At 44.2% G+C, this 14,314-nt stretch carries 11 protein-coding genes and 2 tRNA genes; 11 read left to right on the top strand and 2 right to left on the bottom strand.

The window, feature by feature from the left end; all coding sequences use genetic code 11:
* The first annotated feature begins 28 nt into the window (after positions 1-28).
* The 10 genes from mfd to V6B33_RS20640 all read left to right on the top strand — a co-directional run bounded on the left by mfd (position 29) and on the right by V6B33_RS20640 (position 11,109).
* Positions 29-3,562, top strand: coding sequence for a transcription-repair coupling factor (mfd, locus tag V6B33_RS20685; RefSeq protein WP_334219548.1), 3,534 nt, complete (start codon positions 29-31; stop codon positions 3,560-3,562).
* An 848-nt stretch (positions 3,563-4,410) separates the two neighbouring features.
* Positions 4,411-4,947, top strand: coding sequence for a stage V sporulation protein T (gene spoVT / locus V6B33_RS20680; protein WP_334219547.1), 537 nt, complete (start codon positions 4,411-4,413; stop codon positions 4,945-4,947).
* A gap of 184 nt (positions 4,948-5,131) precedes the next feature.
* Positions 5,132-6,751 (top strand): putative polysaccharide biosynthesis protein, encoded by a 1,620-nt coding sequence (locus V6B33_RS20675; RefSeq protein ID WP_334219546.1) that lies wholly within the window; start codon positions 5,132-5,134, stop codon positions 6,749-6,751.
* A gap of 9 nt (positions 6,752-6,760) precedes the next feature.
* On the top strand, positions 6,761-8,227 hold the full coding sequence (mazG, locus tag V6B33_RS20670) for a nucleoside triphosphate pyrophosphohydrolase (RefSeq protein ID WP_334219545.1): 1,467 nt from the start codon (positions 6,761-6,763) through the stop codon (positions 8,225-8,227).
* A 22-nt stretch (positions 8,228-8,249) separates the two neighbouring features.
* Positions 8,250-8,519 (top strand): RNA-binding S4 domain-containing protein, encoded by a 270-nt coding sequence (locus V6B33_RS20665; RefSeq protein ID WP_334219578.1) that lies wholly within the window; start codon positions 8,250-8,252, stop codon positions 8,517-8,519.
* Between the two features lie 86 nt (positions 8,520-8,605).
* The gene (gene yabP, locus V6B33_RS20660; RefSeq protein WP_334219544.1) at positions 8,606-8,908 is read left to right on the top strand and encodes a sporulation protein YabP; all 303 of its coding nucleotides are present in this window, start codon (positions 8,606-8,608) and stop codon (positions 8,906-8,908) included.
* The gene (gene yabQ, locus V6B33_RS20655) at positions 8,905-9,552 is read left to right on the top strand and encodes a spore cortex biosynthesis protein YabQ (protein WP_334219543.1); all 648 of its coding nucleotides are present in this window, start codon (positions 8,905-8,907) and stop codon (positions 9,550-9,552) included. Before yabP ends, yabQ begins: the two co-directional genes overlap by 4 nt.
* A gap of 46 nt (positions 9,553-9,598) precedes the next feature.
* Entirely contained in the window at positions 9,599-9,991 is a 393-nt protein-coding gene (locus V6B33_RS20650; protein WP_334219542.1) for an FtsB family cell division protein, read from the top strand.
* Between the two features lie 74 nt (positions 9,992-10,065).
* A complete protein-coding gene (locus tag V6B33_RS20645; protein WP_334219541.1) occupies positions 10,066-10,488 on the top strand; it encodes a S1 domain-containing RNA-binding protein in 423 nt (140 codons plus the stop codon).
* 150 nt (positions 10,489-10,638) lie between these two features.
* Positions 10,639-11,109 (top strand): DinB family protein, encoded by a 471-nt coding sequence (locus V6B33_RS20640; protein ID WP_334219540.1) that lies wholly within the window; start codon positions 10,639-10,641, stop codon positions 11,107-11,109.
* A gap of 82 nt (positions 11,110-11,191) precedes the next feature.
* Here V6B33_RS20640 and V6B33_RS20635 read toward each other — a convergent pair.
* A tRNA-Glu gene (locus V6B33_RS20635) sits at positions 11,192-11,263 on the bottom strand.
* Between the two features lie 8 nt (positions 11,264-11,271).
* Positions 11,272-11,348, bottom strand: a tRNA-Met gene (locus V6B33_RS20630).
* Between the two features lie 464 nt (positions 11,349-11,812).
* Between V6B33_RS20630 and spoIIE the strand changes: the two genes are divergently transcribed.
* Positions 11,813-14,305, top strand: a complete 2,493-nt coding sequence (gene spoIIE, locus V6B33_RS20625) for a stage II sporulation protein E (RefSeq protein ID WP_334219539.1) — start codon at positions 11,813-11,815, stop codon at positions 14,303-14,305.
* Positions 14,306-14,314 lie beyond the last annotated feature (9 nt).

Raw genomic sequence — 14,314 nt, 5'->3', positions numbered from 1 at the left:
AGAAAGATCCACGGGGAGGAGCGTACTCTTGAAAGGTATTTTAAAACAAATTCACCAAAGCGAAGAACTTCAATCCCTCATAAGCGGAATTGAAGGGAAATTATCAGAACAGCTTGTGGCCGGACTGTCAGGCTCTTCACGTACAGCTTATATAGCGGATGTTTATCTGGAGACAACTAAATCAACTGTGGTGGTTACCCATAACCTGTTTCAGGCGCAGAAGATATATGATGACCTGATTCAATTTTTATCCGAAGATGAGGTCTATCTATATCCCGCTAATGAATTGATTGCAGCGGAACTGAGTGTGGCAAGCCCCGAGCTCCGGTCACAGCGGATAGAAGTATTGAATCAACTTTCAAAAAATAAAAAAGGCGTCTATATTGTACCCGTTGCAGGGTTAAGAAAGATTCTCCCTCATAAACAACAATGGGAAAAGAATCAAATCACATTTACGTATGGTGAAGATATCGACCTTGATGATGTGTTGAATCAATTGGTTCAAATGGGTTATCAGCGTACCGGAATGGTGAGCACCCCGGGGGAGTTCAGTCTCCGGGGAGGAATTGTTGATATTTACCCGCTCACCCTTTCTAATCCTGTACGGATTGAATTGTTTGATACCGAAATCGATTCAATCCGCACATTTTCAGTGGATGATCAACGGTCCATTGATAAGTTGAAGACCATTGAAGTTGGTCCGGCTTCAGAGGTCCTGATGAATTATGAAGACATGGGGAGTTTAATCCAAAAGATTGAAACCGGCATGTCGAAAAGTCTTAAAAAGATTAAAACAGACAGTGTGAAAGAAAAGCTCACAGAGTACATTGGGCATGAGATCGCACAGCTTGAGAATGGGCAGGTTCCTGAACAGATCTTCAAGTATCTCTCTCTTGCCTATGAAACGCCTAGTAGTTTGCTAGACTATCTTCCAGGTGACAGTGTCATTTTCTTTGATGAATACAGCAGGATCCAAGAGATGAGTGAATCGTTGGAAAGGGAAGAAGCAGAGTGGTATACATCCCTCCTTCAGGATGGACAGATCATTCACGAACTTTCCGTGTCTCATAAGTTCCCGTCCTTGACAGCCAATACGAAGCTGCCTAAGGTTTATTTCTCGTTGTTTCTGCGTCACATACCAAATACGAGCCCTCAGAATATATTCAATGTATCAGCTAAACCGATGCAGAATTTCCACGGACAGATGAATGTCTTGAAAGCAGAGCTTGACCGCTGGAAAAAAGGGAAATATACCGTCGTAATGCTCGGACCGGATGAAGATCGTGTGAAGAAGCTGCAACGTGTACTCGATGACTATGAAATCGAAATTGCATTTGTCGAAGACGGTTCCAAGTTATTAAAAGGCCAGGTCCAAATGATCAATGGGAGCCTTACGAATGGATTCGAGCTTCCGATGCAGAAACTTGCCGTCATCACTGAAGAAGAACTATTTAATAAAAGAACTCAAAAGAAACCGAGAAGGCAGAAACTTTCAAATGCAGAAAGAATAAAAAGCTACTCCGAATTGAAAGTCGGAGATTACGTGGTGCATGTCAACCACGGGATCGGAAAATATTTAGGGCTGGAAACGCTGGAAATCAACGGGGTCCATAAAGATTATCTCCATGTCAAATATCAAGGCAGCGATAAACTGTATATCCCTGTTGAACAGATTGAGCTTGTACAGAAATATGTCGGTTCAGAGAGTAAAGAGCCCAAGCTTTATAAATTGGGGGGCACGGAATGGAAGAAGGTAAAATCCAAGGTTCAATCCTCCGTTCAGGATATTGCCGACGATCTGATCAAACTTTATGCTGAGCGTGAAGCTGCAAGGGGTTACGCCTTTTCCCCCGATGGTGATATGCAGCGTGATTTCGAAACAGCCTTTCCTTATGAGGAGACGGATGACCAATTAAGGTCGATTCATGAAATCAAGCTTGATATGGAAAAAGAACGGCCGATGGATCGATTGCTGTGCGGGGACGTGGGATACGGAAAGACAGAAGTGGCTATCCGTGCTGCTTTCAAAGCGATTGCAGATGGTAAGCAGGTTGCATTCCTGGTGCCGACCACCATTTTAGCCCAGCAGCATTTTGAAACCATCAAAGAACGGTTCCAGGACTTCCCGATTGAGATCGGTTTATTGAGCCGCTTCCGGACAAGAAAGCAGCAGCTGGAAACGATCAAAGGACTGAAAACAGGGACGGTGGATATCGTTGTCGGTACTCACCGCCTTTTATCCAAGGACATAGAATACCGCGATATCGGTCTGCTGATCATCGATGAAGAACAGCGCTTCGGTGTAACCCACAAAGAGAAAATTAAACAGCTTAAGACGAATATCGATGTGTTGACCTTGACGGCAACCCCGATTCCCCGCACCTTGCACATGTCGATGCTGGGGGTAAGGGATTTGTCTGTCATCGAAACACCGCCGGAGAACCGCTTTCCAGTACAGACGTATGTCATGGAATACAATGGCCCTCTGATCAAAGAGGCGATTGAGCGGGAAATGGCGCGTAATGGGCAGGTTTACTTTCTATATAACCGAGTGGAAGATATCGAGCGTAAAACGGATGAAATTTCGATGCTCGTCCCTGATGCAAGAATTGCTTACGCTCACGGACAAATGAGTGAGGGGGAGCTGGAGTCGGTGATCTTGAGCTTCCTTGCGGGTGAATATGATGTACTTGTGACAACGACCATCATCGAAACGGGTGTCGATATTCCGAATGTCAATACACTCATCGTATTTGATGCAGACCGTATGGGCTTGTCGCAGCTGTATCAGCTGCGTGGCCGGGTGGGACGCTCGAACCGGGTCGCGTATTCCTACTTCACGTACCGGAAGGATAAAGTCCTGACTGAAGTGGCTGAGAAACGCCTGCAGTCCATTAAGGAATTCACGGAGCTTGGATCGGGATTCAAGATTGCGATGCGGGATTTGACGATACGCGGCGCGGGGAACCTGCTCGGAGCACAGCAGCATGGTTTCATTGATTCTGTCGGATTTGATCTCTACTCACAAATGCTGAAAGAAGCGATTGAAGAGCGGAAAGGGGATATCCCTAAGAAGCCTGAGTCCGCCTTTGAAGTGGATATTGAAGTGGATGCTTATATTCCTGATACCTACATCAAGGACGGACATCAGAAGATTGAAATGTATAAACGATTCCGGTCACTTTCATCCCTCCCTGAAATTGAAGAATTGAGGGAAGAAATGCTGGACCGATTTGGTGAACACCCTGAAGAAGTGGAATTTCTATTCCTCATCACCGAACTGAAGATCTTTGCCAGGAATACAGATCTTGAAGCGATCAAACAGGAAAAGAAGATGGTCAATATCTATATGTCCCCTGAAGGAACCAGCAGGATAGACGGTTCAAAGGTGTTCGATCTGTGCAACAAACACGGCCGTGCCGTCGGACTTGGAATGGAAGGGTCAAAGTTGAAGATTTCCATCAACACAACCCGTCTCGAAACATCAAAGTGGTTCCATATGGCATACGACATCATCAAAAACCTGGATACAGCCATCAAAACGGAAAATCACGTGTCTTGATTATAGCCCTCTAATAGTTTTGATCGAAAAACAAATTAGAGGGAAGCGGTAATAATTCATCTGTTTTTAGAATGAGTTTTGTGATACAAGCTATGTATATCTACTACCCAGCGGTTGATTGGAGTGCAAGACGAAGACTCCTGCGGGAGAAGTGGCTAATGTGAGACCTGTCCATCTCCGGCGGCTAGAGGCTCGAGGTCATAAGTCAATCAAGCCAAAAAGGCAAAAGCGCCTTTCCGGCTTGCTCGCCTTATGCTTGTCGCCTCTGAGCAAGCCGCCTCCGCTTTTCTAATTGTCCAGCTCCGGGGCTTAGAGGCACATGTCATAAGTCAACTCGTCCAAGAAGGCAAAGAACGCCTTCGTGGCCGATTCGCCTTATGCCACCCGCCTCTGAGCAAAGCCCCTCCGCTTTTCTACCCGCAGGAGCGTAGCGACGAGGAGGCTCACGGGTCACCCGCGGAAAGCGAAGTCTTGCACGGAAATCAACAGCGGTGTTCAGGAGATGCAAACAATTTAAGAATCTAAATTGTGTTTCATCTATGCCCTCATTTTCGTTACATCCAGATGGTTTTCGACATTTCATCCTAATATTCGTTATAATCTTGTAACTGAACTGTAAACGCGCTCGCTGGTTTATTTTACTATGATAAGGGTATTAGTATTAATGCAGCTGCCAACTTTGGAAAAAGTAACCTGCACTAGCATTTTAGTGAAATTACAGAAAAAATAACTGAATGTGTATAGAACTTCTAAGATGTAAGATACTAAACTCAACAATGGCAATGTATTCAATGCAAGTGAATGCCTTGCTAAATAAAAATCATCTGATGAAAGTGAGGCAACTATAGATGAAAGCAACTGGAATTGTTCGTCGTATTGATGATTTAGGACGCGTTGTTATTCCGAAAGAAATCCGCAGAACATTAAGGATCCGTGAAGGAGATCCGCTTGAGATCTTCGTTGATCGTGACGGAGAAGTCATCTTAAAGAAATACTCTCCTATCAGTGAACTCGGAGATTTTGCAAAGGAATATGCCGAAGCATTATACGACAGTTTAGGAAGTGCGGTCCTGATTAGCGACCGTGATGCAGTAATCGCCATAGCAGGCGCATCGAAGAAAGAGTATCTGAACAAGAATGTAAGTGAACTACTCGAAAAAGTAATGGATGACCGTTCTTCTCTTTTACACACTCAACAGGGACAAGCAGAACTTGTTGATGGACATGGTGAAGATTTAAACTCTTATACGATTGCTCCGATTGTAGCAAATGGAGACCCAATTGGTGCTGTTGCTATCTTCTCTAAAGACCGTACTGTTGGTGAAGTGGAACAAAAGGCAGTGGAAACGGCAGCTGGCTTCTTAGCAAGACAAATGGAATCATAAGTAGGAGAGAGTGGCATCCGCCACTCTTCTTTTTTTTGAATAGAAGGGTCTGTTAAGCTGCTTTCACATATCTTTGACCAGTTCTAAAGCCCTTCCGCATTTCTGCATTTATGATAAAATGACAATAATATAGCACAAGGAAGATTGTACATAGAAAGTCTTACATAGAAAGGCTTGAAGCCAGGTGAGGAAGCAGTATTCCTCCAAGCAATTTCTTAAAGGGGCCATGATTTTGACGCTGGCTGCATTGGTTACCAAGGTCTTAAGCGCGGTGTATCGGGTTCCTTTTCAGAATATCGTTGGAGATATCGGTTTTTATATATACCAGCAGGTGTACCCCTTTTACGGAATTGCGATTGTGCTTTCCACTTACGGGTTTCCTGTGATCATTTCAAAATTAGTCGCTGAGAAGCTTGAAGAAAAAGATGAAGAAGGCGCAAAGGATGTGGCCCTGACCTCCTTCCTGTTTCTGTGTATCGTAGGGTTGATATGGTTTATGATTATCTATTTCGGTGCCGGCATGATTGCGGGGTGGATGGGAGATCCGAGGCTCATGCCCCTGATCCAGGTCATTTCGTTGTCCTTTTTGCTGCTGCCTCCCCTGTCTTCATTGAGAGGGTATTACCAGGGGAAAGAAGATATGCTCCCAACCGCTGTCTCACAGGTTGCCGAACAGAGTATCAGGGTGGTGACGATCCTGGTGTTTTCGACCTTATTGGTCGCTCAAGGCCATTCTCTTTACACGGTCGGTAACGGTGCGTTATTCGGTTCCATTACCGGCGGGATTGCAGGAGTGATTGTCCTGATTTTCTTTCTTGCACTGAAGAAGGAAAGGGCGGTATCGGGAATCTTTACCTTGGCAAAAGATTATCAGTCCATTTGGAAACGGTTGTTGAAAGATGGAACGGCCATCTGCGTGAGCGCCATGTTGTTGATTCTGCTTCAATTCATAGACTCATTAAATGTATATGCATTATTGACCTCTTCCGGCATGGAGGAGGGTGCGGCGAAGAAGCTGAAGGGCATCTATGACCGCGGGCAGCCTTTCGTACAGCTCGGGAATGTCGTGGCCACCTCTATTTCGCTCACTATCGTTCCTTTGGTGACGAGTGCTTACATCGGCAAAAAAGAGGGCCAGGTGAGGGAGTACAGTCAATTATCATTAAAGATCAGTATCATTATAGGCTTTGCAGCGTCCCTTGGTCTGATCAACCTCATCGTTCCAACGAATACGATGTTGTTTGAGAACTCTGCGGGTTCAAGTGTGATTGCCGTTTTCTGCATGTCGATATTCTTCAGCTGCCTGATCCTCACATTTGCAGGGATCTTTCAGGGCATAGGGAGCATCTATTATCCGGCGATCTGCATCATTGCAGGGGTGGCCCTTAAGTATGCCGGAAATGCCATTCTGGTACCGGTGTTCGGGACAATGGGGGCGTCCCTTGCCACTATTTCATCATTAGCGTTGGTTACGCTCCTGATGATGCTGAGGTTAAAAAAGATATTTCCGCTCAGACTGATCGATTTTTCTTTTTATAAAACATTGATCTTAAGCGGGGCTGCGATGACTATCGTGCTTCAGGGGTTGATGCTGCTATATGGGCTGCTATTGACGTATGGGATGCCTGAACGGGTAACTGCCGTCTTCTTCTCTATAGGGGGAGTCTTCATAGGCGGCACGGTGTTTATCATTCTTTTATTAAGAGGGAATGTCCTGAGTCAGGAAGAACTCGGCTTTCTGCCCTTTGGGAGCAAGTGGGTGAGGCTGATGGAGAAAATCAAGCCAATTATAAAAAGCAGATAGGAGATTCATATGAATAGGATTACGATTGTCGGCCTGGGGGCCGGAGATTTGGAACAGCTGCCATTAGGTGTTTATCGTCTGCTCAAAGAAAGTGAAACGATATTCCTGCGCACAAAAGAACATCCTATGGTAATGGATTTGGCAGCGGAAGGAGTGGTATTTCACTCCTTCGATGAGATCTATGAAAAACATGACCGGTTTGAACAGGTATATGAAGAAATAACCGAGGTTCTTGTGTCGCGTGCAGAAGCAGGACCGCTCGTCTATGCGGTACCGGGTCATCCGCTCGTTGCTGAAAAGACGGTCCAGCTTCTGTTAGAGCTTGACCGTCAAGGGAAGATTGAAGTGAAAGTCGGAGGCGGTCAAAGTTTCATTGATGCCTTGTTTGCTTCTGTCGGAGCGGATCCGATCGACGGCTTTCAGTTATTGGACGGGACCTGCCTGAGGTTTCAGGATGTTCACATGAATCAGCAGCTGATCATCGGACAGGTCTATGACGCATTCATCGCTTCTGAAGTGAAACTTACGCTGATGGAGCTTTATCCATACGATTACGAAGTGGTGCTCGTGACGGCTGCGGGAAGTAAGGAAGAAAAGATTGAACGGATCCCGCTGGTGGAACTTGACCGCGCTGCAGGTCTGAGTAATTTGACGAGTCTCTATGTCCCGGCTGTCAAGGAGATGGAGACTGCTTTCAAGCAGTACGGGACGCTGAGGGAGATCATCGCAACCTTGCGTGGGCCGGACGGCTGTCCTTGGGATCGGGAACAGACACACCAATCCCTGAAAAAATATCTGATCGAAGAAACCTATGAGTTACTCGAAGCCATCGATGAAGATGATATCGATCACATGATTGAGGAGCTGGGGGACGTGCTCCTGCAAGTGATGCTTCATGCACAGATCGGGGAAGATGAAGGCATGTTCACGATGGAAGAAGTGATTGAAAGCATCGCTGCGAAAATGGTCCGCCGTCATCCACATGTATTCGGAACCGTCGATGTAGAAAATACTGAGCAGGTGAAGGCGAACTGGGACAAGATTAAGCAGCAGGAGAAAGGCGGAAGCCAAGAGCCTGCCTTCATGCTGAAGGATATCGCCAAGGGAATGCCGGCGCTCCTGAAGTCCTATGAATATCAAAAAAAAGCGGCTAAGGCAGGCTTTGACTGGCGTGACCCTAAAGGCGCCTGGGATAAAGTATGGGAAGAATTAAAGGAATTCGAGAAAGAAGTAGAGAATGGTAATGAAACAGAGATAAAGAAAGAGTTTGGGGATATTTTATTTGCTCTTGTCAATGTGGCCAGGTTCTACAACGTATTTCCAGAGGAAGCACTCGCGATGACCAATACAAAATTTTACCGCCGCTTTTCCTATGTGGAAGAACAGGTCCGCAAATCTGGAAAGTCCTTTAAAGAATTCACTCTGGAAGAATTGGATGCCTTCTGGAATGAAGCCAAAAAGAAAAATATCGAGTAGGGGAGTTTTATAGATGGTAACAATGAGACTGGATAAATATTTGAAAGTATCAAGGCTGATCAAGAGACGGACACTGGCGAAAGAAATCGCAGATCAGGGCCGGATCCTGGTGAATGGCACGCAAGCGAAGGCAAGCTCCAATGTCAAAGTAGGGGACGAGTTAAGTGTCAGGTTTGGACAGAAAGTGATGAGGGTAAAAGTAGAAAGGCTTCTTGATACAACGAAAAAAGAAGATGCAAGCAGCCTGTATTCCGTCATTTCTGAAGAAAGAATCAAAGAGGATTCAGAGTAAATCCCCGTCTTCTTTTTGTTCTTAATCGCTCCCCTTCTACATACATATAGTACAAAGCTTGTACTATGTGAATGTGAGGGATAAACATGAACCAATATTATGATGGAAACAAAGACAAGACTTCCTATCAGGAACATGATGTCATCATGAGGGGCCGGAAGCTGCTGGATATTACAGGAGTAAAGCAAGTGGAAAGCTTTGATAATGAGGAGTTTCTACTTGAAACGGTGATGGGTCTCCTGTCCGTAAGAGGTCAAAATCTGCAAATGAAGAATCTTGATGTCGATAAAGGCGTTGTCTCAATTAAAGGAAAGGTGTTCGATCTGATTTATTTGGATGAACACAACGCGGAGAAGGCTAAAGGACTCTTTAGCAAGTTATTTCGATGACGCTGACGACTCAGTTTTACACCATGCTTTCCATGATAGGGATGGGAGCATTATTTGGTGCGACACTGGATACGTATAATCGGTTCTTAAACCGGTCTCAGAGAAGAAGATGGCTTGTTTTCCTGAACGACCTGTTATTCTGGGTACTTCAAGCTCTTGCGATATTTTATATCCTTTTTTCCGTCAACTTCGGAGAACTGCGATTCTATATCTTTATCGCCTTGCTTTGCGGTTTTGCGGGCTATCAGGCTCTCCTTAAACAAGGATTTCTTCACTTGCTGGAAAAACTGATTCTTTTTTTCATATCGCTTTATAATTTATTGGTCTCAATGGTAAAAAAGTTAGTGTATTCGCCGATAAAATGGTTAGTGGTTTTACTGATTACGCTGGTTCTTTCTCTTGCGAAGGGGCTCTTGAAAACAGTAATCTTCCTGTTGAAGATGGTCTACTCCATTGTGAGATGGGCGATTATGCTCGTATTACGTCCGGTTTGGTGGATTGTTAAAGGTATATGGAATTTATTGCCGAATCACCTTACAAAAAGAGTCGAGAAGTTATATAATAAAATGGCAGGAATTCTTGAGGTCAATATCAAAAAAATATATAGAGTCGCAGATAAGGTGAAAACGCGCTTTAAAAAATAGCGGCATTTCACCTTATCGCTGCTCCAGTCAAAAAGGAGGTTTGGGAATGAGAAAAAACGTAACGCCTATGGAAAATGAATATGTCCGCCACCAGGAACATATACATAAGTCTTCATCCAAGAGAAAAAAGTGTTTGATTCGAAGATTGTCCCTGTTTTTTATTTTAGTCCTGGCAATTAGTGGATTTTTAATCTCGACTCTCATTTCCAGAGCCCAAATGTTAGAAGAAAAACGCACAGAAAAAGCACAGCTTGAAGATAAAATGGAACAGCTGAAAGATCACCAAAGTGCCTTGGAAGAAGAGATCGTCAAGCTTAATGACGATGAATACATCGCCAAGCTTGCACGCCGTGATTATTTCTTATCCGATGAAGGCGAAATTATTTTTAATATCCCGGAACCGGAGAAAAAGAAGGAAGAAGAAGAGGTGTCTTATTGACACTCTTTTTTTTAATTGGCTATAATATATAGTAAGGTTTATCTTTTATCATTTTAAGGAGGAGCATTTCTTTTATGTCAATCGAAGTAGGCAGCAAGTTACAGGGTAAGGTAACAGGCATTACAAATTTTGGAGCGTTTGTGGAGTTATCGGAAGGTTCAACTGGTTTAGTGCACATTAGTGAGGTTGCGGACAACTATGTTAAGGATATCAATGAACACCTTAAAGTTGGCGACGAAGTAACAGTTAAAGTTATTAATGTTGAAAACGATGGGAAGATCGGTTTATCCATCCGCAAAGCCAAAGACCAGCCACAACGCCCACAGCGCCAGCAGCGCCCTCAGCGTCCGCGTAACAACAAACCAACCGATGTACGTCCGAAGGAGAATTTCGAACAAAAGATGGCACGCTTCTTGAAAGACAGTGAAGATCGTCTGTCATCTTTAAAGAAGAACACTGAATCCCGACGCGGTGGAAAAGGGGCGAAAAGAGGTTAACTTGCTGTCTATTAACTAATATAGCAGGTTGTAAGACAGGAACAGGCACATTCATTGTTGAATGCGCCTGTTTTTTTGTTCTATGAAAGAGGATTTACCCCCGCCTTCATCGAATATATGTTTGTAAATATTCATGTGAGGTGGCTTTAGATGAGAAAAGAAGAACTGATCAATCATCATGACTATTTCATTTCCTGGTTGAAAGAGTTGAAGGGTGTAGAAGAAGACAAATGGTACGCACCCATGGAAGAAGGGAAATGGTCGATTGCTGCAAATGTTTCGCATATCATTAAATGGGATAAGTATATATTCCATAGAGTTCTGCCTAACGTTTCGGAAGGGGCTGTCCTTCCTTCATTTCCGGAGTTTGATGTGTTCAATCAGGAAGCTGCTAAATATGCTCATGACGGGGTGACGCAAGAACGGTTACTCGAGGAAGGCACCGAAACAAGAAAGTCCATCCTTCATTACATAGAGTCCCTCGATGAAGAGCAGATGGGACAGTCATTTGAAGTGGATGATCATCACTATACGTTAAGCGAGTTTTTTGACGATTTCATCTGGCACGACAAACACCATCAGAAACAGATCGAAGAGTCGCTTTATAAAGAAAAGGCATAATAAAAAGACTATCCGGTATTGGATAGTCTTTTCATTGTCAGCTTCAATGTTTGTCGGGGCTGACCGATGCGCTTTTTTGTTATGACCCGTACGGGATTCGAACCCGTGTTACCGCCGTGAAAGGGCGGTGTCTTAACCGCTTGACCAACGGGCCGTGCAATATGGTAGCGGCGGAGGGGATCGAACCCCCGACCTCACGGGTATGAACCGTACGCTCTAGCCAGCTGAGCTACACCGCCATATGTGTTTTAAGCACAAAATCTATGATACATAGAAACAAAATTCTTGTCAACAGAAATAATAAAAGAATTTGTCATAATTCCTTCATGTCAGTCTGCGACTGATTTATAGAAGATAATTGGCAAAAAAACACAAGACGAAACCCGAAATTTTCAGAATATTATAACGGAATGAATAGAATGCCGTCGAAACATTCTTAGGCATCATTCCCTCATTTTGACAAACTTTTAAACTTGTCCCATTTATACTTAACAAAAAGCTTTTCTTCAAAAAATTGTTGTTTTTCGTACGTTGTCGAAGAAGTTTGAAATGGAGCGTGTTTACGTGCTCTTTTCGAAATCAAGCTTAAACTGTGATCCGATTAAACGATTGAAAATACCCAAGCGCCGGTATTTTCAAGCTAGTAAAACAACAAGTTTGTGAAAAGAGCCTTACAAAAAAGTAAATGGGGAGTGTTTGTTACATGGGTAAAGCCAATCAGACAACCATAGAACCTGTTCAAAATGTAGATATTGAACACACCAGGCTGGAATTGTCTAAAGGAATAAAGTCGATTTATTCCAAATTGGAATGGCTGTTTGTTCAAAAAGGGATCGCACTGTTCATTATTGGGTTTTTATTGGGAAGGGCACTTATTCTGTCGCATTTGACTCCGTTTGCTCTTCCGTTCTTTGCATCTGTCTATCTTGTCCGGCGGGAAAAATCACCGATTGCTTTACTGGGCCTGCTTGCAGGAGCGGTCACATTATCTTTCTCCAGTATTACTTATACGTTCGCAAGCACGATACTATTCCTAGTAATCTTTCGTTTAACACAAAAATATCATAAAAACGAACTTAAATATGTAGCGTTCTATGTGTTATTCACCGTGATGGGAGTGAAGCTTGCATTTGATTACATCCAACAGGATCAGGTTTTAACGATTTACAATGGCGTGATGGCCATGATCGAAGCGAGCCTCGCGTTTCTATTAACCTATATATTCATTCAAAGCGTCCCGCTCGTCACCGTGCAGCGCAGAAGACGTTCGCTTAAAACAGAAGAAGTGGTCAGCCTGATCATCCTCCTTGCTTCAATCATGACGGGAACGATCGGCTGGGCCGTTTACAGCCTGTCCATCGAACATATTTTATCAAGATATTTAGTTCTGCTATTTTCATTTGTCGCAGGAGCTACGATCGGTTCGACCGTAGGGGTCGTCACCGGACTGATTTTCAGCCTCGCGAATGTCGCGAGCTTTTATCAAATGAGTTTGCTTGCTTTTTCCGGCCTTTTGGGCGGTTTGATGAAAGAAGGGAAGAAATTTGGAGCAGCAATCGGTTTGTTAATCGCCACCCTGCTTATGGGAATGTACGGAGACAGTGATACGGTCCTGACTAAAACCCTCTATGAATCGGGAGTGGCGATCCTCTTGCTGTTCCTGACACCGCAGAGCCTAGCCGTTAAAATTGCCAAACATATTCCCGGCACCCCTGAATACCAGCAGGAGCAGCAGGGATATATGAGAAGGGTCAGGGACGTGACGGCAAACAGGGTCACCCAGTTTTCTTCTGTCTTTCAGGCGTTATCGAACAGCTTTCAACAAATAGAAGACCGGTTCGAAGAGGAGGAAGATAAGGAATTTGACTATTTCTTGAGCAATGTCACAGAAAAGACATGTCAGACCTGCTTTAAAAAGGATCAGTGCTGGTCAAGGAATTTTGATAAAACCTATAATCTGATGAAAGATGTGATGAATGAGTTCGATCAAGGGAAAATTCCGCTGTCCCCCCGCCTACACAGGGAACTGGACAAGCATTGTACGAAAGAAAAGAAGCTCCAGGATACGATCTATCAGGAACTGACATTTTACCAGGCCAATCTAAAACTTAAAAAACAAGTGAAGGAGAGCAGGAAACTAGTGGCGGATCAGCTGCTCGGTGTCTCTGAAGTCATGGGCAACTTCGCGAAAGAGATTCAGAGAGAAAGGGAAAATCATCATATTCAGGAGGAACAGATCCTGGCAAGCATCAATGAATTCGGGATAGAGATAGAGAATATAGAAATCTACAACCTGGAACAGGGAAATGTGGACATCGATATGACGATTCCATACTGCGGCGGACATGGACAGGGAGAAAAACTGATCGCCCCGATGTTATCGGATATTCTCGGGGAAAACATTGTGGTGTATAAGGAGGATTGTGCTCAATTTCCAAATGGTTATTGTCAGATGACATTCAGGTCTGCAAAGAAATTTGTAGTGGATACCGGAGTATCGCATGCCGCCAAAGGAGGGGGGCTTGTTTCAGGGGACAGTTATTCGATGATTGAGCTGGGTGCAGGAAAATACGCCGTTGCGATCAGTGACGGCATGGGGAACGGGGAGCGCGCCCACTATGAAAGCAACGAAACGCTCAGACTGCTCAAAAAAATCCTTGAATCAGGAATTGAAGAGGAGGTAGCGATAAAGTCTGTGAACTCGATCCTTTCCTTAAGGACCAATGATGAAATTTTCTCGACACTTGATTTGGCTATGATAGACTTACAAAATGCATCCTCTAAATTCTTAAAAATCGGATCCACCCCGAGTTTTATTAAACGGGGAGACAAGGTGATGAAAATAGAAGCCGGCAATCTGCCAATGGGAATGCTGCAGCATGATTTCGATGTGGATGTCGTATCCGAGCAGTTAAAAGCGGGTGACCTGCTGATTATGATGAGTGATGGTGCCTTTGAAGGACCAAAGCATGTGGAAAACTATGATTTATGGATGAAACGTAAAGTGAAGGAACTCGAAACCGATGAACCCCAGGAAGTGGCAGATATCCTGATGGAGGAAGTGATACGTTCAAGCTCGGGAATCATTGAGGACGACATGACGATCGTCGTATCGAAAATCAAACATAATATTCCGAAATGGTCGTCTATCCCTATACAAAAAACACATGGAAAAGATAAGAAACGGATTTCGTAAGGATGGTCG

This window comes from Mangrovibacillus sp. Mu-81 (genome assembly GCF_036867415.1).
In the GTDB taxonomy this organism is placed as follows: Bacteria; Bacillota; Bacilli; order Bacillales; family Bacillaceae_B; genus Rossellomorea.
The sequence above is the reverse complement of the archived record's forward strand: the minus strand, read 5'-3'. Positions and strand labels throughout refer to the sequence as shown.

Coding starts and splice junctions, on each gene's coding strand:
- spoIIE (WP_334219539.1), top strand. CDS start 11,813: ATGGGTAAAGCCAATCAGACAACCATAGAACCTGTTCAAAATGTAGAT.
- yabP (WP_334219544.1), top strand. CDS start 8,606: ATGAACCAATATTATGATGGAAACAAAGACAAGACTTCCTATCAGGAA.
- spoVT (WP_334219547.1), top strand. CDS start 4,411: ATGAAAGCAACTGGAATTGTTCGTCGTATTGATGATTTAGGACGCGTT.
- mazG (WP_334219545.1), top strand. CDS start 6,761: ATGAATAGGATTACGATTGTCGGCCTGGGGGCCGGAGATTTGGAACAG.
- V6B33_RS20640 (WP_334219540.1), top strand. CDS start 10,639: ATGAGAAAAGAAGAACTGATCAATCATCATGACTATTTCATTTCCTGG.
- yabQ (WP_334219543.1), top strand. CDS start 8,905: ATGACGCTGACGACTCAGTTTTACACCATGCTTTCCATGATAGGGATG.
- V6B33_RS20645 (WP_334219541.1), top strand. CDS start 10,066: ATGTCAATCGAAGTAGGCAGCAAGTTACAGGGTAAGGTAACAGGCATT.
- V6B33_RS20650 (WP_334219542.1), top strand. CDS start 9,599: ATGAGAAAAAACGTAACGCCTATGGAAAATGAATATGTCCGCCACCAG.
- V6B33_RS20665 (WP_334219578.1), top strand. CDS start 8,250: ATGAGACTGGATAAATATTTGAAAGTATCAAGGCTGATCAAGAGACGG.